General features: G+C 60.1%; 17 protein-coding genes and 1 pseudogene. 11 read left to right on the top strand and 7 right to left on the bottom strand.

Going from position 1 to position 17,540, the window contains the following annotated elements; genetic code table 11:
* Positions 1-591: pseudogene (locus PUQ42_RS04950) on the top strand (fumarate reductase/succinate dehydrogenase flavoprotein subunit); the annotation flags it as partial.
* 36 nt (positions 592-627) lie between these two features.
* A complete protein-coding gene (locus PUQ42_RS04945; RefSeq protein WP_087309384.1) occupies positions 628-1,371 on the top strand; it encodes a succinate dehydrogenase/fumarate reductase iron-sulfur subunit in 744 nt (247 codons plus the stop codon).
* Positions 1,372-1,539: 168 nt separating this feature from the next.
* Here PUQ42_RS04945 and PUQ42_RS04940 read toward each other — a convergent pair whose 3' ends face one another.
* From PUQ42_RS04940 to PUQ42_RS04925, 4 genes are read right to left on the bottom strand one after another with little or no spacing between them, the layout of a single operon-like run.
* A complete protein-coding gene (locus PUQ42_RS04940) occupies positions 1,540-2,046 on the bottom strand; it encodes a DUF4252 domain-containing protein (protein ID WP_273371523.1) in 507 nt (168 codons plus the stop codon).
* Positions 2,047-2,058: 12 nt separating this feature from the next.
* Positions 2,059-3,057: a hypothetical protein gene (locus tag PUQ42_RS04935; RefSeq protein ID WP_273371521.1), complete on the bottom strand. Its 999-nt coding sequence runs from the start codon at positions 3,055-3,057 to the stop codon at positions 2,059-2,061.
* A gap of 27 nt (positions 3,058-3,084) precedes the next feature.
* Positions 3,085-3,528: a hypothetical protein gene (locus tag PUQ42_RS04930; protein ID WP_122119655.1), complete on the bottom strand. Its 444-nt coding sequence runs from the start codon at positions 3,526-3,528 to the stop codon at positions 3,085-3,087.
* Positions 3,503-4,021 (bottom strand): RNA polymerase sigma factor, encoded by a 519-nt coding sequence (locus PUQ42_RS04925; protein ID WP_273371517.1) that lies wholly within the window; start codon positions 4,019-4,021, stop codon positions 3,503-3,505. The genes PUQ42_RS04930 and PUQ42_RS04925 overlap by 26 nt, the downstream gene beginning before the upstream one ends.
* Before the next feature lie 211 nt (positions 4,022-4,232).
* Here PUQ42_RS04925 and PUQ42_RS04920 point away from each other — a divergent pair, with 211 nt between their 5' ends.
* From PUQ42_RS04920 to PUQ42_RS04885, 8 genes are all read left to right on the top strand, one after another.
* Positions 4,233-4,712: a PspC domain-containing protein gene (locus PUQ42_RS04920; protein ID WP_273371515.1), complete on the top strand. Its 480-nt coding sequence runs from the start codon at positions 4,233-4,235 to the stop codon at positions 4,710-4,712.
* Between the two features lie 23 nt (positions 4,713-4,735).
* Positions 4,736-4,948 carry a PspC domain-containing protein gene (locus PUQ42_RS04915; protein ID WP_087309510.1) on the top strand — a complete coding sequence of 71 codons (213 nt, stop codon included), beginning with the start codon at positions 4,736-4,738 and terminating at the stop codon, positions 4,946-4,948.
* A 3-nt stretch (positions 4,949-4,951) separates the two neighbouring features.
* Positions 4,952-5,293 carry a PadR family transcriptional regulator gene (locus tag PUQ42_RS04910; protein WP_087309378.1) on the top strand — a complete coding sequence of 114 codons (342 nt, stop codon included), beginning with the start codon at positions 4,952-4,954 and terminating at the stop codon, positions 5,291-5,293.
* A gap of 24 nt (positions 5,294-5,317) precedes the next feature.
* Positions 5,318-6,160: a GIN domain-containing protein gene (locus PUQ42_RS04905; RefSeq protein WP_273371511.1), complete on the top strand. Its 843-nt coding sequence runs from the start codon at positions 5,318-5,320 to the stop codon at positions 6,158-6,160.
* 57 nt (positions 6,161-6,217) lie between these two features.
* The gene (locus PUQ42_RS04900) at positions 6,218-7,540 is read left to right on the top strand and encodes a PspC domain-containing protein (RefSeq protein WP_273371509.1); all 1,323 of its coding nucleotides are present in this window, start codon (positions 6,218-6,220) and stop codon (positions 7,538-7,540) included.
* 139 nt (positions 7,541-7,679) lie between these two features.
* Complete coding sequence (pfkA, locus tag PUQ42_RS04895; RefSeq protein ID WP_122119659.1) at positions 7,680-8,660, top strand: 6-phosphofructokinase; 981 nt, start codon at positions 7,680-7,682, stop codon at positions 8,658-8,660.
* Between the two features lie 67 nt (positions 8,661-8,727).
* Complete coding sequence (locus PUQ42_RS04890; protein ID WP_087309509.1) at positions 8,728-9,729, top strand: adenosine kinase; 1,002 nt, start codon at positions 8,728-8,730, stop codon at positions 9,727-9,729.
* Positions 9,730-10,116: 387 nt separating this feature from the next.
* Positions 10,117-11,091: a hypothetical protein gene (locus PUQ42_RS04885; RefSeq protein ID WP_143260633.1), complete on the top strand. Its 975-nt coding sequence runs from the start codon at positions 10,117-10,119 to the stop codon at positions 11,089-11,091.
* On the opposite strand, the gene PUQ42_RS04880 is transcribed toward PUQ42_RS04885, so the two are convergent.
* Positions 11,088-11,984: a glycosyltransferase family 2 protein gene (locus PUQ42_RS04880; RefSeq protein ID WP_273371503.1), complete on the bottom strand. Its 897-nt coding sequence runs from the start codon at positions 11,982-11,984 to the stop codon at positions 11,088-11,090. The genes PUQ42_RS04885 and PUQ42_RS04880 overlap by 4 nt on opposite strands.
* A gap of 65 nt (positions 11,985-12,049) precedes the next feature.
* Here PUQ42_RS04880 and PUQ42_RS04875 point away from each other — a divergent pair, with 65 nt between their 5' ends.
* Positions 12,050-14,053, top strand: coding sequence for a protein-disulfide reductase DsbD family protein (locus PUQ42_RS04875; protein ID WP_273371501.1), 2,004 nt, complete (start codon positions 12,050-12,052; stop codon positions 14,051-14,053).
* 143 nt (positions 14,054-14,196) lie between these two features.
* Here PUQ42_RS04875 and PUQ42_RS04870 read toward each other — a convergent pair whose 3' ends face one another.
* Together PUQ42_RS04870 and PUQ42_RS04865 are read right to left on the bottom strand one after the other, a co-directional pair.
* Complete coding sequence (locus PUQ42_RS04870; RefSeq protein ID WP_162992788.1) at positions 14,197-14,364, bottom strand: hypothetical protein; 168 nt, start codon at positions 14,362-14,364, stop codon at positions 14,197-14,199.
* A 68-nt stretch (positions 14,365-14,432) separates the two neighbouring features.
* The gene (locus PUQ42_RS04865) at positions 14,433-17,531 is read right to left on the bottom strand and encodes a glycoside hydrolase family 2 TIM barrel-domain containing protein (protein WP_337956025.1); all 3,099 of its coding nucleotides are present in this window, start codon (positions 17,529-17,531) and stop codon (positions 14,433-14,435) included.
* Between the last annotated feature and the right edge of the window lie 9 nt (positions 17,532-17,540).

The raw sequence follows: 17,540 nt of genomic DNA, 5'->3' as shown, positions 1-17,540 counted from the left end.
GGTCTGGCCGACGGTTACTTCGTGCTGCCCTACACCATCGGCGACTACCTCTCGCACAAGATCCAGGCCCCGAAGGTCAACACCAACACCAAGGCCTTTGAAGAGGCCGAGAAGGGCGTGCGTGAAAAGATCGCCAAACTGCTCTCGATCAACGGGAAACAGTCGGTGGACGACATCCACAAGCGTCTCGGCCACATCATGTGGGAGAACGTCGGCATGGCCCGTACGAAGGAGTCGCTCGAGAAGGCCATCACCGAGATTCAGGCCCTGCGCAAGGAGTTCTGGAAGGATGTCCGCGTCGTAGGTCGCGAGAACGACTTCAACGTCGAGTTGGAGAAGGCGCTGCGTCTGGCCGACTTCCTCGAGCTGGGCGAACTGATGGCCCGCGACGCCCTGCAGCGTGAGGAGTCCTGCGGCGGTCACTTCCGCGTCGAGCACCAGACCGAAGAGGGCGAAGCCAAGCGTGATGACGAAAACTTCACTTTTGCCGCCGTCTGGGAGTACAAGGGCATGGACCAGGTTCCGGAGATGACCAAGGAGCCGCTGAACTTCGAGTTCGTACACCCCGCACAGCGCAACTACAAGGACTAAGCTCATTTTGACGTTGAACTTTAAGATCGAAAAACAATGAATTTTACTTTAAAGATATGGCGTCAAAAGGACGCTAAATCCAAAGGAGCGTTCGAAACCTACAAGGTGTCCAACATCTCGGAAGACACCTCGTTCCTCGAGATGCTCGACATCCTGAACAACGACCTCGTACACCAGGGCAAGGAGCCCGTGGCTTTCGACCACGACTGCCGCGAGGGTATCTGCGGCATGTGCTCGCTGCACATCGACGGCCAGGCTCACGGCCCCAGCCAGGGCGCCACGACCTGCCAGATCTACATGCGCAAGTTCAAGGACGGAGCCACGATCACCGTCGAGCCGTGGCGTTCGGCCGCCTTCCCCGTGATCAAGGACCTGGTGGTCAATCGCTCGGCCTATGACCAGATTCTGCAGGCCGGAGGTTTCATCTCCGTGCGCACGAACTCGGTGCCCGATGCCAACGCCATCCTGATCCCGAAGGAGGATGCCGACGAGGCAATGGATGCCGCCGCCTGCATCGGTTGCGGAGCCTGCGCCGCCACCTGCAAGAACGGTTCGGCCATGCTGTTCGTCGCAGCCCGCGTCTCGTCGCTGGCCAAGTTGCCGCAGGGTCGTGTCGAGGCTGCCCGCCGTGCCAAGGCGATGGTCGCCAAGATGGACGAGCTGGGATTCGGCAACTGCACCAACACCGGTGCCTGCCAGGCCGAGTGCCCGAAACAGATCTCCATTACGCATATCGCCCGCCTGAACCGCGAGTTCCTCTCGGCCAAATTCAAGGACTAAGCAGCGCGATCTGCGTCTCACGAAAAATCCCCGGACTCTACGTTCCGGGGATTTTTTATGTACCACAAGCGGCGGGCGATCTGCGTAAACGCAACTCGTATAGACAATTTTTCTCCCAACTATCCTTTAAAAAGGAGGTGGCGGCACCGCTGACCGCCCCGCTCGCGGCTATCGGCCCTCCGGAGAGTCGGACGGGCGTTTCGGGCGGATGGTCGACAGACGCGAAACCTGCTTCAGATCGAAGCATCCGTAGATATTCACCGCCACCGTCTCGCGCGGCCCCGAGGTCAGCATCACCAGTTCCGAATAGCCGGGCGGCACGGCATTCCGCAGGTAAAAACGGGTCACCTGCCCGTCACGGCTCTCCGACATGACCGGCTGAAAACGGTAGCTTGCATGGTTGACCAGGGCCTCGGCATCCGCAACAAACTGACCACCGTCGCCCCCGTCCAGCGCCACGATGCGGATGGATTCGATGCCTTTGAGCAGCTGAGCCAGCTTCTCGTCACCCCGTTCGGCGGCCTGACGGCTCATCATGCGCATCATTTTGCGCTCCAGCTGTACGCTGGAAAATCCCGGGCTCTTCGCGTAACGATCGAAGAAGCGCCACGATACGTTCTGTGCCCCGCACAGAAGGGGCAGAACGATCAACAGCAACAACAGAATCCGTTTCATGACACCCGCTCCTTACATGTCTATGCAAAAACCGATCGACAGCGGACAGAGCTCCGGACCGACATGCGACTCAAAGAGCGGAGTCACGCTGTAGCGCACGTAAACACCGACGGTGTGATAGGCAATGGCCGCCCCTACGCCGAAACGGAAGGTATTCACCCCCGCCAGCGAATTTTTCACCTTGGGGCGCTTGTAGATGGCATTGGCTCCCATCGTAAAGTCGAAGTAACCGGTCAGGGCCACCGACAGATTCCGCGCGGCGCGGCACGAAAAGGTCAGCGGAACCCCCAGCGACGTGACACGGAGTTTCGATTTGTCGGCCGGCTCGTCGAGCGCAACGGGGACGACCGTTCCGGCCTCGTTTCCGAGCGTGACCGAAGTGTCCGACAGGCGGTAGTTGTCGATCGTATAGCGCAGACCGGTCGAGAAGCGGAAGAGCCGCCGACGCCCCATCTCGACGTTCAATCCGATGAGGGTCGAGGAGAGGTGGAACGATTTGCCGCTGCGCAGATCGAAGAAGCCCGCCTTGCCCGCAGGGTAGGCGCCGTAGCCGAGGCCCGTCGGGATGATGAAGCCGTACTCCGAGCCGGAGAGCAGCGTCGGCGAGACCCGTGAGCGCGGTTTATCGGGATCGGCAGGACGCAGCCACTCGTCCGAGGAGCCCGAAAGCGTGATGCCGAAGCCGGCCACCTCGAGCACCACCTCCCCATCGTCGGACGAAGACCGCAACACGGCAAGCTGCGTTTCGACCGGATCGAAGCGTGCAAGGCTGTCGCGACGGTCGACCGACAGCGAATCAGCCGTCGCCGTCATCCGTACGACCGTTTGGCAGTCATCCGATCGCCAGGCGGCAACTGCGGAATCGGTCGCCGGACGTTTCGTCCTGTCCGACGCCATCATCTGTCGGGCAACCGGCCGCCGGGTCGAATCGTCGAATGTCCGGCCCGCAACCGGGCCGATCGAAGCCACGGTCCATACGAGAACCGCAGCCGGAAGGAGTTTGTATCGCATATTCATATCCAGGTTTGATTACGGGTTTTACTTCTGATCGTCCATCCACACGTCGAGCAGCCGGTCCGGGGCATCGAGTGCCGCGAAGGCGTCGAAATAGGCCGTCGTCTGCAGGGCCTCCTCCCGGTCGTAGACCGGCCGGCCGTCGATGTAGCAGTAGGGTTTGCGCAGCACGCCCGCTCCGAGGATGACACCCAGCGCCACCACAGCGGCTGCCGCGATCGTCCAGCGGACCGCCATCCGACGCCGGCGTGACCCTCCCGGTGCCGGAAGGCGCGACGCCGCCGACTCGGGCATTCGCTCCGCGGCCAATGCCTCGAAGCCCTCGAACAGCAGCGAAAGATCGCGCTGCGATGCGGTACTCCCCTCCTCACGGAGCCATTCGCGCAGTTCGCGCTCCTCAGCCTCCGAGGTCCGGGCCTCGGTCCAGCGACCGGCCAGTTGCTCAATGCGTTTTTGTCGTTCGTTCATCGTTCATCAGTTTTTGCAGAATTCCACGAAGGGCCGCCCGCCCCCGCGAGAGAATCACCCGCACCTGCGCCTCGCCGCAGCCGATCACCTCGGCAATCTCACACGTCCGGAAACCCTCGATCTCCTTCAGGTGGATCACCTCGCGCTGCCGCTCGGGCAACGAGGCCATGGTCCGCCGCACCACCTCGCGAGCCTCCCAACGCTGCGCGACGGACTCCGTCACCCACTCCGAAGAGGCCTTCACCTGCGCCAACCGCCGTACGTCGGCCTGACGCCGGCGCAACAGATCACAGCAGCGGTTGCGAACGGCCGTCATCACGAAAGCCTCGACGTGCTGCGGCAGCTCCATCCGCTCGCGGTCGCGCCACATCCGCTCCAGCAGATCGTGGACCACATCCTCCGCCTCGGCCGACGAGAGCACCAGACTCTGCGCATAGCGGAACATACGGTCGCGGAGCGGCATGACCAAACGGATGAATTCGGATTCCTTCATGATACCTGTTAGACGAACTCGACGGGCAAAACGCAACATCGGAAGTCCAAATATCGCTATTTTTCCATCAAAACAGGACCCGAACAACCCCTTAAGCAGAAAAATTCAAAAAAACAGGTACTTTGTATTGCACAATACTAAAATATGTTTTATATTTGCAATACCAAAATAGTAAAACCTGCAAAATCATCCGGCAAAAGCCGTATCGATCATGAAAGAGACCATCCACGTAAACATCGGCTCCATGGCCTTCACCCTCGACGAGGATGCCTACCGAGTTTTGGACCGTTACTTCGCCGACATCCGCAGCCGGCTGCCCGAAGAGGACACCGAAACGATGGCCGACATCGAGAGCCGTGTGGCGGAAATCTTCCGCGAACGGGTCTCATCGCCCATGCGCGTCATCTCGCTCGAGGAGGTTCGCGCCACGATGGCCCAGATGGGTTCACCGGCCGACTTCGGCGAGCCACGCACCCCGACCGGCGACACCGGCAAAGCTGCCGTGAGACACCTCTACCGCTCGCGCAGCAACCGTTCGATTGCCGGCATCTGCGGCGGCCTGGCCGACTTTTTCGATGCCGATGCGACGATGATCCGGCTGTTGACACTGCTGCTGGTTCTCTTCGGCGGACTCTCGATCTGGGCCTACATCATCCTCTGGATCGTCATTCCCGAAGAGCCGCTCCGCTAATTACCCGAAAAACCGAAAACATGATGACCGCAAATCAAAAACGCCACCTGTACCGATCCCGCAACGAACGCATCATCGCCGGCATTTGCGGAGGCCTGGCCGACTACTTCGGCCTGAAGGTCTTCAACGTCCGCCTGGCCCTGTTGCTACTGATCCTCTTCGCGGGACTCTCGCTCTGGGTCTACATCATCCTCTGGCTGATCGTGCCCCTGGAGCCCAACCGTCAAACGCTCTGAACCATGGCTGAAGACAACGTCAAGGCGCAAATGCGCAAGGGAATCCTGGAGTACTGCATCCTCGCCATCCTCTCCCGCGGGGATTCGTATGCTCCGAAGATCATCGCCGAACTCAAACAGGCCGAGATGATCGTCGTCGAGGGTACGCTCTACCCGATCCTCACCCGGCAGAAAAATGCCGGACTGCTCACCTATCGCTGGGAAGAGTCGCCGCAGGGCCCTCCCCGCAAATACTATTCGCTCACACCCAAGGGCGAGGAGTATCTCCGCACGCTCGACCAGGCGTGGAACGAACTCGTCGAACAGATCCGACGGATCCGCCACGGTATCGACAACAACGAATAACCCACTCGATAAAAACGGACAATCATGAAGAAATTTCTTTGGATAATCACTCCGATCGTCCTGCTGGTGGTCGTCTGCACCGTCTGTCACGCAGCTCCCCTCGGGAATAAAGAGACCGAACAGATCGTCACGAAGGAGATCCCGGTGCCCGATTTCGACGCCGTCAACGCTTCGCGCACCGTGAAGGTCATCCTCACGGCGCAGGGCGACAAGATCCGCATCACCGCCAACGAAGAATTGCAGGATCAGGTGATCGTCAAGGCCGAAGAGAACGATCTGACAATCACGATCGACCCGCAGATCAAATCGATCGGCAAGGGGGAGGTCACGGTAACCGTACCCGTCGCCGGGCGGACGCTCCGCAAACTGACGGCCTCGAGTGCCGCCCGGATCTCGGCTCCTGAGCTCACGCTCGAAACCTCGGACCTGCTGGTCAAGGCCTCGAGCGCCGCGAAGATCGACGTCCGCGTCAAAGCCGAATCCTGCACGGCCGACGCCACGAGCGCCGCTCACATCGGGTTGGAGGCCGCAGCCCCGAAATGCCAGTTCGAAGCCTCGAGCGCCGCAAGGATCGAAGCCCGCATCGACGCACAGTCGTGCACGGCCAGTGTCACCAGCACCGCAGGCATCACGCTGACGGGGCAGTCGGCCTACTTCGAGAGCGAAAGCTCCTCGGCCGGCAAGGTCAACGCCTCGGAACTGACCGCACAGCGGGCCGACGTCACGGCCTCGAGCGGTTCGAAGACCTCGGTGAACTGCACCGAGAACCTCAAAGCCTCGGCCTCGAGCGGCGCCGGAATCCGCTACACGGGCGACTGCCAGGTCGAAGCCTCGAAATCGAGCGGCGGCAGCATCCGCAGAAAATAAGGGGCCGGCATCCGTAAAAATATCCGCTAACAACCCATCCGTACACAAGCCAAAGTCATGAAAGAAGTCAAGAAATGCAGCATCTCGGGCGTGGCCTTCACCATGGACGTCGATGCCTATGAGGCCCTGGACACCTACCTCGAAAGCCTCAAGAAGAGCTATCAGGATACGCCCGACGGCGCGGAGATCGTCGCCGACATCGAGGCCCGCATCGCCGAACTGATCCTCTCGGCGCAGGACAACACCCGTGTGGTCGAGAAACCGCTCATCCTGGACATCATCGCCCAGATGGGCTCGGCCGAGGACATCTCCGACGAGAGTTCGGACCGCGACCTGCAGTACGAGACCCCGCGCATCCCGCGCCGCCTCTACCGCGATACGGCCAATGCCAAACTCGGAGGTGTCTGCGCCGGCATCGGCAAATATTTCGACATCGATCCGGTCTGGGTACGACTGACCCTCTTCCTGCCGATGCTGCTGAGCTGTCTGGGCGGCATTCCGTTCCTCTACTGGTTCGGTCCGCTGTTCGGCAACCTCTTCGGCATCTTCCTGATCTGCTACTTCATCATGTGGTTTGCCGTCCCGGCCGCCCGCACCGCCCGCCAGAAACTCGAAATGAACGGCGAACGGATCACCGCCCAGTCCATCAGCGAGGTCACCGCCGCTTCGGCCAACAACGATCCCGATGCCAAAGCCAAACCGATCGTCGCCGAAGCCGTCTCGATGTTCGGCAAGATCGTGCTGATCCTGCTGAAGATCTTCGCCGGAATCCTCGTCTTCGGACTCATCATGGGAGCCTGCGCCCTGGTCATCGGACTCTTCGCCCTGCTGATCGGAGGCCCGGAGCTGCTGCAGCTGGGCAAACTGGCCGACTTCTCGCTCTGGGTTCCGATTCTGGGAATCTTCATCGTCCTGATTCCGGTCACCCTGATGATCTACGTGCTGATGTGCCTGATCGCCTCGCGCAAACCCAGCGCAAAGAGCGTGCTGATCATCTTCCTGGCGTGGATCGTCTCGATCATCGCCTGCTCGGTGATCGCCATCCGCGAAAACGCCAGCGACAAGATCCGCCAGAAAAAAGCCGCCGTCGAACAGATCTTCCGCAGCCCGCTGATCATCAACGGCGACACCACGACGCTCGAACAACTGCTCGAGGATTACGACGAGGAGAGCGTCATCGAGGAGGGACGCCAGCTGCTGCACATCGCCGTGCCCTCGCAGTCGATCGACATTACGGTCAACAAGAACGAGGGCGAACTGAAGGTCAACGCCGACGGCCAGGAGGTTCTGATCCGTGCCGGCCAACAGACCGGCGAAACGGAGGAGGGCCCGGCGGCCGACTCGACACGAAAGAAACTCCCGGCATCCGAGACGAGATAATCTGCCACACAATCCGCCACACAAGGGAGAAGAGCCGCCCCGACGGGTCGCTTTTCTCCCTTCAATTTTGGCTGCATCTTTGAAAAATACTGAAAAAATAACTACCTTTGACCGGTTTTGTTTTACAACAAGTGAGAGTATGGGAGGTAACAAATGTATCGGCATTCTGACCTCCGGAGGCGATGCCCCCGGCATGAATGCCGCAATTCGGGCCGTGACGCGCAGTGCCATCTACAACGGCTTTACCGTGAAGGGTATCATGCGTGGATACAAGGGTTTGGTCTTCAACGAAATCGTTGAGTTCAAATCGCAGAGTGTCAGCAACATCATCCAGATGGGCGGAACGATCCTCAAGACGGCCCGCTGCAAGGAGTTCATGACCGCCGAAGGCCGCAAGATGGCCTACGACAACATGGTGGCCGCAGGAATCGACACGCTGGTGGTGATCGGCGGCGACGGCTCGCTGACCGGTGCCACCATCTTCGCCGAAGAGTACAACGTCCCGATCGTCGGTCTCCCCGGCACGATCGACAACGATCTGGGCGGCACCGACTCGACCATCGGCTATGACACGGCCCTGAACACCATCATGCAGGCCGTCGACAAACTGCGCGATACGGCTTCGAGCCACGAACGTCTCTTCTTCGTCGAGGTCATGGGCCACACGGCCGGCTATCTGGCCCTGAACAGCGCCATCGCCACCGGTTCAGAAGCAGCCATCATCCCCGAAATGGAGACCGAGGTCGACCAGCTGGCCGAACTCATCAACCACGGATTCCGCAAAAGCAAAAACTCGGCCATCGTCATCGTCGCCGAAAACCCCAAGACGGGTGGCGCCACGGCCCTGGCCGAACGTGTCAAGAAGGAGTTCCCGCAGTACGACGCCCGCGTCACGATCCTGGGCCACATCCAACGCGGAGGTTCGCCGACGGCCGTCGACCGCATCCTCGCCTCGCGTATGGGCGAAGCCGCCATCGAGGCCATCCTCGACGGTCAGCGCAACGTGATGATCGGTACGATGAACGGCAAGATCGTCTACGTTCCCTTCGCCAAGGCCATCAAGCACAACAAGGGGATCGATCGCAGCGATCTGGATCTGGTAAAAATTCTTTCGATCTAATCCGGGCCGGCGTGCGGCCCCGCAACTCAAACCCATGAACTTCAACGAGAGACCCGAACACCGACGCATCAAGCGCGTCATCGGAATCGGCAATGCCCTCACGGACATGCTGGTCAACCTGAAAACCGACTCCGTACTGGGACGGTTCAAACTGGCCAAAGGCTCGATGAGTCTGGTGGACACCCGTCTGCAGACCGAAATCTCGAAATCGGTCGCCGGACTTCCCTACTCGCTTTCGCTCGGAGGCTCGGCCGGAAACACCATCCGCGCCATGGCCCAACTGGGTTGCAGCGTGGGGTTCATCGGCAAGGTGGGCCCCGACACCACGGGCGACTTCTTCGTGCAGGCGCTGGAGAATCTGGGCATCGAACCGATCATCTTCCGTGGACAGGAGCGTTCGGGCAAATGCGTGTCGCTGATCTCGGCCGACGGTGAGCGGACGATGATCACCCATTTGGGTGCGGCACTGGAGCTCTCGGCCGAAGAGATCGAACCGACGATCTTCGACGGCTACGACTGCCTCTATGTCGAGGGCTACCTGGTCCAGAACCACGACCTGATCCTCAAGGCCGCCCGCACGGCCAAGGAGTGCGGGCTGAAGGTGGCCATCGACCTGGCCAGCTTCAACATCGTGGCCGAGAACCTCGAGTTCCTCCGTACGCTGGTCCACGAACACGTCGATATCGTCTTCGCCAACGAGGAGGAGGCCAAGACCTTCACCTGCGAGGCCGAACCGCTCAATGCCCTGCAGCAGATCTCGGAGATGTGCGAACTGGCCGTCGTGAAGATCGGCACCAAAGGGGCGATGATCAAACAGGGCGACGAGGTGGTCCACGTGGGCATCATGGCCGCGGCCAAGCGGGTCGACACGACGGGTGCCGGCGACTTCTATGCCGCCGGATTCCTCGCGGGACTCTGCGACGGGCTTTCGCTCCGACAGTGCGGCACGATCGGTGCCATCACGGCCGGCAAGGTAATCGAAGTCGTGGGCACGACCTTCGGCGAAGAGGCCTGGGAGGAGATCTACCAGCTGGTCAACAAGGTCAAGCACGAAAAATACCTCTTCTGACCCGTACGCATCATTCATAACCCGCTACCAAAATGACAATAAATCTCGATATGACGGGGTTTATTGTCATTTTCAATCTTTCGCGCAATGGAGAAAATATGGAGTTCTCTCAAAATCCAGTTCAGGAACCGATTCGATTTCATCCTCTACGGCCAACGAATCGGATACATCAATATTTTCACCATACTCATCGATTTTTTCATTCTACTGTATTCAGTTTTTGATTACAGGAACCTGATTCACGTCGACAGTATTGCCCTATTACTCTTTCTCATTTTCTCTACTCTGATTTGGCAAATACTCAGCTTCATCAGGGACTTCCACTTCTACACAAAACGGACAACATATTACAATGCCCATAATCGGCTCAAACAAAATCGTCCGCAGATGGCTGAAGAATTAAACGCCATCTATTCGGAAGGTCCGGCATTTCCAAACACCGCAATAAAATATAGCGAAACCATAGATTGCCTACTACAGAGCAACACACCCATTCGAACGATCCCATGCTCGGACAAAGAAAAACGGGTATGGAGCTACATCAAGAATTATCGGGATATTCTACAACCCTTTCTCAATGAGAAGTGGCATGAAATGAAAAACAGGAGAGGCAGTTTCTACAACGAGAAAAAATTATGCATGGCCTCTGAGTTCAAGGAAAGCAACAATCAATGGTTTGTCAGGGTTTGCAAAGGTTGCTACTACAACTCCTATCTCACCAACATGATTTATACCAAGAAACTCTCCCATCAAAGCGGATGGGGCATAACTCCTCCTGCCAACATAAGTACATACGCCATACGGCCGTTCGAAAAATCCGTCATGAGCGATCACATCGGAATATCCACCCTGGCCATCACGGCGGACGGTTATGTCATCATTCTGCATCAAAACGACAAAGCCCTTACATCAACGGATCGGCTGATGCCCTCTGCCTCCGGATCTGTCGATTTCAAAGACTTCCATCCAAATACAGACTTCAGACAAACACTGATCACGGCCGCCGAAAGAGAGTTGAAAGAAGAGACGAATCTTACAAAAGACCTTATCGAATATACCAAACCCATCGGTTTTTATCGCGATCTTGGCAGAGGTGGAAAGCCGGAATTCTGCTGCATCACACAGTTGAATGTCAATCTGTTCGAAATAAACACAATACGGCCAAGCAGCGAAGAACAGAGAGATGACTTTGAGACCTACCAGATATTGGGATCGACCTATCTTCTGGACGGTAAGGACTTTGATCGCTTTTCGAATATTATACACAACTCATCCGAGAACGAGGAAGAACGCCCATCACTGGCGCTATTCATGTGTTTCACGACATTGTGCCGCTATTTTTCGCGAAAAGAGACGGCCTAACCGATCCGAGCAAAGAGCCCGCGCGAGATCCCGCAGCGCAGACGCAGCAGCCAGAGCGACTTGCGGGGCGCCATCGTACAGCACAACAGCAGCGTCGCTCCCCACTTGAAGAGCTCCCGCAACAACGCCTTCGCCACACGGTGGTGAATCTGCGCCCGCAGCCGCTGGCTGACTCCGACGTTGTAGCTCAGACGGCGGAAATAGTCGAGCGTCAGTTTGTGGGGCGGAATGATGTGCCACATCACGGCCCCCGGAACATACCAGATCGTCTCTCCCCCCTGCAGCAACCGTTCGAAGAGATCGTTCTCCTCACCGCCGATCAACTCGCCGTTGACGCGTCCGAGCGAAGGGTCGAATCCCCCGTAACGAGCCAGTGCCTCCCGCCGGAAAGCCATGTTGCCACCCCCGGGAACCCGCCCGACGGGAAACGCCCGCACCTCGTCGCCGAAATCCATCGGATTGGCGATGGGCATCTCGACGTAGTGCGACATCCATTCGGGGCGCCCCGAAGGGTATTCGGCCAGAATCCGCCCGCCGGCCACAACCGCCTCGGGGTGCGACTCGAAGAGCGCGACATAGGCCCGCAGAAAGCCCGGATTGATACGCTCGTCGTCGTCGATGAAGGCGACCCACGGCGCCCGCGCCTCGCGAAGCCCCCGGTTGCGGGCATACGATACGCCCGGCCCCGTTTCGCGGACAAGGCGCAGGTTGCAGGCAGGGTGACGGGCGGCAAAGTCCGCAAAACGCGCCTCGGTATCGTCCGTGGAGTTGTTGCTCACCACCACGCACTCCCACTCCCCGGCAGGGAGATCCTGCCGCACGACGGACTCCAGCGCCCGAATGAGTTCTTCGGCCCGGTTGTGGGTAGGTATGGCCAGCGAAATACGAATCATATCGCGAAAGTAGCAAATTATTCATAAAAAAGTGTATATTTGCGAAACTATCAAGCCATACTTCCATGCAAAAGCTGATCCGCAACCTCCTGCCGCTGTTCGCGGTACTGATTGCCGCAATGGCATCCGCCCAGGGTGTCACCTGGCAAAGCAAGGTCGAGCCCCTCGAAGGCAATGCCTATCGCATCGTGCTCGAGGCCACCGTCCCTTCGGGCTACCACATGTACGATCTGGGGCCCTACGAAGGTGGCGGTCCCAATCCCACGGTCATCACCTTCACGCCCGGCGAGGGTGCTGCCCTCGACGGTGAGGTCGAGCCGCTCGACCCGCCGCACCGCTACCACGACGACGTCTACGGCATGGAGATCGGAACCTACGAAGGAACCGTCCGCTTTGCCCAGAAGGTGACGCTGACGGCCCCCCAGGCCCTGGTCACCGCCCAACTCGAGTGGATGATCTGTGACGATACGAGCTGCATGCCGCCCGAGGACCTCGAACTGCAGATCGCCGTTCCGGAGGGTGCCAAGGTGGCTCCCGCCGCCGGGGATCAGGCCGAGGTTGCTCCCGCCGCCGAAACGCCCGCCACGAAGGATGCCGCCGGAAAGGGCTCGATCTGGGCCCTGATCATCGAGGCCATCTTGTGGGGATTTGCCGCCCTCTTGACGCCGTGCGTCTTCCCGATGGTGCCGATGACCGTTTCGTACTTCCTCAAGGGCGAGGGCGGAGCCGCCATGGGCCGTCTGCGCGCCGCGTTGTACGGGCTATTCATCGTGCTGCTCTATACCGTCCCCATCGCTGTCATTATCATCATCACACGCATCGTCGGCGGCGATGCCGTGACGGCCGACATCTTCAACTGGCTTGCCACGCACTGGCTGCCGAACATCATCTTCTTCCTCGTCTTCATGATCTTCGCCGCCTCGTTCTTCGGAGCATTCGAGATCACCATGCCCTCGTGGATGGTCAACAAGACCGACTCGAAGGCCGATACCAAGGGGCTGAGCGGCATCTTCTTCCTCGCCCTGACGCTCGTGCTGGTCTCGTTCTCCTGCACGGGCCCCATCGTCGGTTCGGTGCTCATCAAGTCGACCTCAGGTGAATTCTGGACCCCGATCCTCACCATGCTGGCCTTCTCGGTGGCCTTCGCCCTTCCGTTCACCCTCTTCGCCCTCTTCCCCTCGGTGCTGAAGAAGATGCCCAAAAGCGGCGGCTGGCTGAACTCCGTGAAGGTTGTCCTCGGATTCATCGAGGTGGCCCTCGGTCTGAAATTCCTCTCCGTGGCCGACCAGACCTATCACTGGGGAATCCTTGACCGGGAGATCTATCTGGCCATCTGGATCGTCGTCTTCACCCTGATGGGACTCTATCTGCTGGGCAAGATCAAGTTCGCTCACGACAGCGACGTGCCCTATCTCGGAGTCGGACGTCTGGCGCTGGTCATCATCGTCTTCTCGTTCGTCGTCTACCTGATCCCCGGCATGTGGGGCGCTCCGCTGAAGGGTCTCTCGGGCTATCTGCCGCCGCTGACCTCGCAGGACTTCGTCCTCGGCGCCAACACCGCCGCAGCTCCCGCCGCCTCGCAGAGCGGCATCGGCAAACCCAAGTACAGCGACTTCCTCCACCTGCCCCACGGGCTGGAAGGCTTCTTCGATCTGAAGGAGGCCGAAGCCTATGCCGCCAAGGTCCGCAAACCCATCTTCATCGACTTTACGGGGCACGGCTGCGTCAACTGCCGCGAGATGGAGGCACGCGTCTGGTCCGACCCGCAGGTGCTTGACATCCTGCGCAACGACTATGTCATCTGCGCCCTCTACGCCGACGACAAGAAGGAGCTGCCCGAGAGCGAATGGGTCACCACCGATGCCGGCAAGGTGCTCAAGAGCCTCGGAAAGATCAACTCCTACTATGCGCTGAAGACCTACGGCGTCAACGCCCAGCCCTACTACGTGCTGCAGGGTGCCGACGGACAGCCGCTGGTCGAACCGCGCGGTTATGACCTCGATGTGGCGGCCTTCGTCCAGTTCCTCCGCTCGGGCGTCGAAGCCTACCACAACGCCGATCGGCAGTAACCGAAAAGCGTGATCCCGCCTCGAATCGCACAAGGATGGAGGGGGGGGGTACGCAGGGATCGTACACGAATCACACCCTACAAAGAGCCCCGGATGCATCCGTGCATCCGGGGTTCTTCTGTCAGACGTTCAGGCCGAAGCGGTTACTCTTCGTGCTTGTGGAGACGTTCTTCCTGAGCAAAGGCGGACTTTACCTCCTCCTGCTTTTCGTGGCGCTCCTTCGGGGTCGGAGCCTCACCCTCCTTGACCAGATGATGGATGTTGCGTTCGAAATTCGCCTCGCAGGGCGAACATTTTTCCTTCTCTTTCATAAGGCGGTTGTTTTTGTGTCGATCGGATGGCAGCAAATTACGGGCCGCATTGCTGCGGCCCGTACGGATCAACGCAGCAGCCGCTCGGGCGATAGCTTGAAGCGGAACGTGAGATCGGCGTAGGGAATGCGGTACTCTTCGCGCGGCAGGGCGCCCCACGAATCCACACAGCCAAGGCCCATCTGCCGGCCGTCGATGCAGAGCCAGACGCGTCCGTCGGCGTCGATCTCCGGGAAGTGGAGTTGCTCCTTCACCCATCCGCCGCTCAGCGACTCGGGCGAATAGCGAAGCGCCGAGGCCGAGAAGGCAGCATCCGACGTAATGCGCAGCCCCCAACCGCCGGGCAGACTCTGCTGCCACCAGCGCACGTCGCTCTTCGTGCCGGTCTCCTGCGGCCGGATGTAGGGATAGGGCTGCTCGTCGACCGTCTGGCGGTAGAGACCGAGGAACGAGGCTGTCTTGCGGTCGGCGTAGTTCTCGCCCGGGCCGCGGCCGTAGTAGTCGATGCGGTCGAAATCCGCCGGAAGGGTCATCAGCATGCCGAAACGGAAGAGGCGCGGCAGCGACTTGTCGTCGGCCTTGCCCGTCACCTTCACCTGCTCTTCGACGACAATCTCTCCGACGTTGTTGATCGCGTAGTTGACCGTCAGCCGGGCAGCATAGGCCGGGAAGTCATACTCGGTCTGCACGTAAACAATCCCGTCGCGGAGCTGGCTGTCGAGCCGCTTGAGCCGCAGTTCCGGATGGCGGATGGCGGCATACTTCTGCTGCAGGCCGGCCCCGAAATCGTTGTCGGTCGGAGCGCGCCAGAAGTTCGGACGCAGCACGCATCCCGGCGCCAGAATCGGCGTTCCGCCGACCTCGTAGCGGGTGATCATACCGTCGCTGCGGCGGATGTCGAGCGTGAAGCACTCCGACGAGATCCGCACATAGTTGCGGTCGGCGTCCGAGAGCGTCAGCGAGGGTTGCGAATGGCGATCCGTCGGACGGTTGGCAATCGTCAGCGGCTCGAAGCGGTGCTCAACGACCGGCAGCTGGGCACGGGCCAGGCACGTTCCGGCCTCGAGAGCCGGTTCCGACCGTTTGAGGTCATACGCCACATTGAGCAGCAGTTCGCCCTCCAGTCCGTCGAGTTCGAGCGGCAGCGTGTATTCGCGCGTCTGCTGCGGAGCCACGTCGAGCGATTCGATCGTCCCCGACTGCACGGGGCGCCCCTCCTCGAGCAGCGTCCACGTCAGCCGATAGTTCGACAGGTCGCGGAAGAAGTACTCGTTATAGACGGCAATCCGTCCCGCCCGCAGATCCACCGCCCGTGTCCAGATCGACTGGTGCTGGAAGGCAACCTCCGCATAATGGGGATTCGGACGCCGGTCGGGCGAGATCAGTCCGTTGTCGCAGAAGTTGTTGTCGCTGGCGTCGTAGGGGTTGAAGTCACCGCCGTAGGCATAGATCCAACGGCCGTTGCGCTTCACGCGCAGCGACTGGTCGACAAAGTCCCAGATGAAACCGCCCTGGTAGGAGGGGATGCGGCGGATCAGATCCCAATAGTCGGCAAAACCACCCTCGGAGTTCCCCATGGCGTGTGCGTATTCGCACTGGATGAGGGGCTTGCGCGGATTCTCCGAAGCGTATTTCTCGCACCGTTCGTATTCCCAGTACATCGGGCACATGATATCGGTGTTGTCTCCCCCTTCGGCCCGTTCGTACTGAACCGGGCGCGACGGATCGAACGACTTGATCCATTTGTAGCAGGCCGTGAAATTCTCCCCGTCACCCGCCTCGTTGCCCAGCGACCAGATGATCACCGAAGGGTGGTTGATGTTGCGCATGACGTTGCGCTGATTGCGCTCCAGGTGCGCCCCGGCGTAGAGCGGATTGCGGGCCAGCGTCCGGTTGCCGTAGCCCATGCCGTGCGACTCGATGTTGGCCTCGGCCACCACGTAGAGCCCGTACTCGTCGCAGAGTTCATACCAGCGGCTGTCGTCGGGATAGTGGCACGTCCGCACGGCATTGACGTTGGCCTGCTTCATCAGCCGGATATCCTGCAGCATCCGCTCCTCGGTCACATAGTAGCCGTTGTCGGGATCCATCTCGTGGCGGTTGACCCCCTTGATGAGGATTGGCTGTCCGTTGACGAGCAGCCGTCCGTCGCGGATCTCGACGTTGCGGAAACCCGTCCGCAGGGGAATTGCCTCCAGCAGCCGGCCCGTCGGATCGGTCAGGGTGACCGTCACGTCGTAGAGCCGCGGAGTCTCGGCCGTCCAGGCCTCCACCTGCCCCGCGTCGAGTGTCAAATGCTCCTTCTCGCCGGAGACCTTGACCCGTCCGATCAGAGCCCCATCCGGCGCTCCCGGCACCTCGAGCCGCACCTCGGCCGTACACCCCCGGGCCTCGCGCGGGAAGAGCAGCTCGACGTCGAGCCGTCCGCGCGTGAAATCATCCGTGAGCGAGGCTCCGAGCCGGACATCCTCGATGTGCTTCCAGTCGCGGGCGTAGAGATAGCAGTCGCGCCCCACGCCGCTCAGCCGCCAGAAGTCCTGATCCTCGAGATAGCTTCCGTCGCACCAGCGGAAGACCTGAAAGGCTATCAGATTACGGCCGGGCTTCACGTAGCGCGTGATGTCGAACTCGGCCTCGAGTTTGCTGTCCTCGCTGTAACCGACGAACGAACCGTTGACCCACAGCGAGAGGTTCGACGTCACCGAACCGAAGTGGGCGATGATCTGTTCGCCGCGCCACGATTCGGGGATCACGATTTCGCGGCGGTATGAACCCACGTGGTTGTTCTCGACGGGAACCTCCGGCGGATTGTTCCTGAACTGTTCGCGCCAGGCGTAGCCGATATTCACGTAGAGCGGATCACCGTAGCCGTTCACCTCCCAGAGCCCCGGTACGGGCATCGTCGACCAATGCCCGTCGTCGTAGTCCGTGCGGTAGAAGTCCGTCGGGCGCTGGTCGGCGTCCTCGACCCACGCGAAGCGCCACACGCCGTTGAGCGACAGGTAGCGTTCCGAGACCTTGCGGTCGCCCGCCAGGGCCGCCTCGCGGCTTTCGTAGGCAAAGAACGAGGCATGCATCGGCACGCGGTTGACGGCATTGGTTTCGGCATCGCGCCAGGCTTCGATACGGGCTCCGGCCCGGGCAGGCAACAGCCCCCAGGCGAGCATCAGTGTACC

Source organism: Alistipes megaguti, assembly GCF_944320325.1.
Taxonomy (GTDB): Bacteria; Bacteroidota; Bacteroidia; order Bacteroidales; family Rikenellaceae; genus Alistipes; species Alistipes megaguti.
The sequence above is the reverse complement of the archived record's forward strand: the minus strand, read 5'-3'. Positions and strand labels throughout refer to the sequence as shown.

Coding starts and splice junctions, on each gene's coding strand:
- PUQ42_RS04915 (WP_087309510.1), top strand. CDS start 4,736: ATGACCGCAAATCAAAAACGCCACCTGTACCGATCCCGCAACGAACGC.
- PUQ42_RS04935 (WP_273371521.1), bottom strand. CDS start 3,057: ATGCGATACAAACTCCTTCCGGCTGCGGTTCTCGTATGGACCGTGGCT.
- PUQ42_RS04940 (WP_273371523.1), bottom strand. CDS start 2,046: ATGAAACGGATTCTGTTGTTGCTGTTGATCGTTCTGCCCCTTCTGTGC.
- PUQ42_RS04910 (WP_087309378.1), top strand. CDS start 4,952: ATGGCTGAAGACAACGTCAAGGCGCAAATGCGCAAGGGAATCCTGGAG.
- PUQ42_RS04925 (WP_273371517.1), bottom strand. CDS start 4,021: ATGAAGGAATCCGAATTCATCCGTTTGGTCATGCCGCTCCGCGACCGT.
- PUQ42_RS04900 (WP_273371509.1), top strand. CDS start 6,218: ATGAAAGAAGTCAAGAAATGCAGCATCTCGGGCGTGGCCTTCACCATG.
- PUQ42_RS04880 (WP_273371503.1), bottom strand. CDS start 11,984: ATGATTCGTATTTCGCTGGCCATACCTACCCACAACCGGGCCGAAGAA.
- PUQ42_RS04870 (WP_162992788.1), bottom strand. CDS start 14,364: ATGAAAGAGAAGGAAAAATGTTCGCCCTGCGAGGCGAATTTCGAACGC.
- PUQ42_RS04930 (WP_122119655.1), bottom strand. CDS start 3,528: ATGAACGAACGACAAAAACGCATTGAGCAACTGGCCGGTCGCTGGACC.
- PUQ42_RS04945 (WP_087309384.1), top strand. CDS start 628: ATGAATTTTACTTTAAAGATATGGCGTCAAAAGGACGCTAAATCCAAA.
- PUQ42_RS04865 (WP_337956025.1), bottom strand. CDS start 17,531: ATGCTCGCCTGGGGGCTGTTGCCTGCCCGGGCCGGAGCCCGTATCGAA.
- PUQ42_RS04905 (WP_273371511.1), top strand. CDS start 5,318: ATGAAGAAATTTCTTTGGATAATCACTCCGATCGTCCTGCTGGTGGTC.
- PUQ42_RS04875 (WP_273371501.1), top strand. CDS start 12,050: ATGCAAAAGCTGATCCGCAACCTCCTGCCGCTGTTCGCGGTACTGATT.
- PUQ42_RS04885 (WP_143260633.1), top strand. CDS start 10,117: ATGGCTGAAGAATTAAACGCCATCTATTCGGAAGGTCCGGCATTTCCA.
- PUQ42_RS04920 (WP_273371515.1), top strand. CDS start 4,233: ATGAAAGAGACCATCCACGTAAACATCGGCTCCATGGCCTTCACCCTC.
- pfkA (WP_122119659.1), top strand. CDS start 7,680: ATGGGAGGTAACAAATGTATCGGCATTCTGACCTCCGGAGGCGATGCC.